Origin of the sequence: Idiomarina sp. UBA4206, assembly GCF_002383015.1 — a bacterium.
Taxonomy (GTDB): Bacteria; Pseudomonadota; Gammaproteobacteria; order Enterobacterales; family Alteromonadaceae; genus Idiomarina; species Idiomarina abyssalis.
In genome coordinates, this window is sequence record NZ_DFTS01000055.1 from 24,762 (window position 1) to 26,033 (window position 1,272).

1 protein-coding gene is annotated in these 1,272 nt (G+C 49.9%); it reads left to right on the top strand.

Translation table 11 applies throughout. The features are described 5' to 3' along the window. Positions 1 to 637: 637 nt before the first annotated feature. The coding region (locus B3180_RS11315) for a magnesium chelatase domain-containing protein (protein WP_286844587.1) at positions 638 to 1,272 on the top strand (635 nt) is incomplete at its 3' end.

Here is a 1,272-nt window from a genome sequence, read left to right on the forward strand (position 1 = left end):
GAGCCATAACGGTAAAATTTTATTCATACATTACTCCTGAAGTTAGTATTCCAACGATGAGAATCCGTTGGAAGCGCTACTCCAGAAAGCAACAAAATACGGCGTGGGGTCGCCTTTTACAGGAAAAAAGAAAAAGTGTTGGGGCTACGTGCTCTTGAGCTGTAGCTTTCAACGCCAAAGTTAAAAGAATAAAGAAGGACAGCGCCGCGTAGGTTATGTCGGACTGAAATTGTTGTAATAAATGCGCCGTTTTGTCGCAGTCGGCTTTGGCGCTTTCGTGTTTTGCTCCCAGGTCCGCATGGCTTCCTGCGAGCTGCTCAGCCGCTGGCGCGCCCTGATGCTTAGGACAGCCTTCCAGCCAACCAAAGTTTTGCCCCCAACACAGCATAAAAACCAGTAATAGCAATGGTGCTATATACCGACCTTTTCGACACTGTTGGTTCAGTTGGTGGAACATGCTTTTTACTGACCTTTGGTTATTCGGTTTGTTCTTAATTAGGGCAAGATGATGACAGAAGTGGGTATAAAAGCAAGTGAGAGAAGGAATGATATCGGTCATTGCTTGAAGTGTTTAGCTTACAGACAAGGACTTACCCGCTGCTTATAGTTAGGTCGTTGTTCAGTCATGGAGAGACAGATGGCGTTAGCGCGAGTGTACACCCGGGCACTGATAGGTATTCATGCGCCGGAAATTCGGGTTGAAGTGGATCTGGCGAGGGGAATGCCAGGATTCACTATGGTCGGCATGCCGGCAACTACGGTTAAGGAGGCTCGCGACCGGGTCAAAACCGCCTTAATGAAAGCAGGGTTTGAGTACCCTCCGGCCACACGTATTACGGTGAATTTGGCTCCGGCCGATATCCCCAAAACCGGTGCCCGGTATGACTTAGCTATAGCCGTGGGTATATTGGCTGCGTCAGGACAAATACCGGATACTCTTCTGGAGCAGGCGGAGTTTTACGGGGAGTTAGCCTTGACGGGGGAACTGCGAGCTGTGAATGGACTCATTCCTGCACTGTTAGCTTGCCGTAAGAAAAAACGACAGGCCTTTGTGCCTATAGCTAACGAGCAGGAGGCGGGGTTAGTACGCGAACAAAAAAGCTGGTTAGCGGCGGACTTGGTCAGTGTGTATGAGCACCTACATGAGCATGAACCGCTCAGAGAATCCAAACCAATAGACTGGACTCAGCAGAGTGCGATTGATGAAGGTGACTTAGCTGACGTCGTGGGGCAGGAGCAGGCAAAACGAGCTTTGCTGTTGTCAGCGGCGGG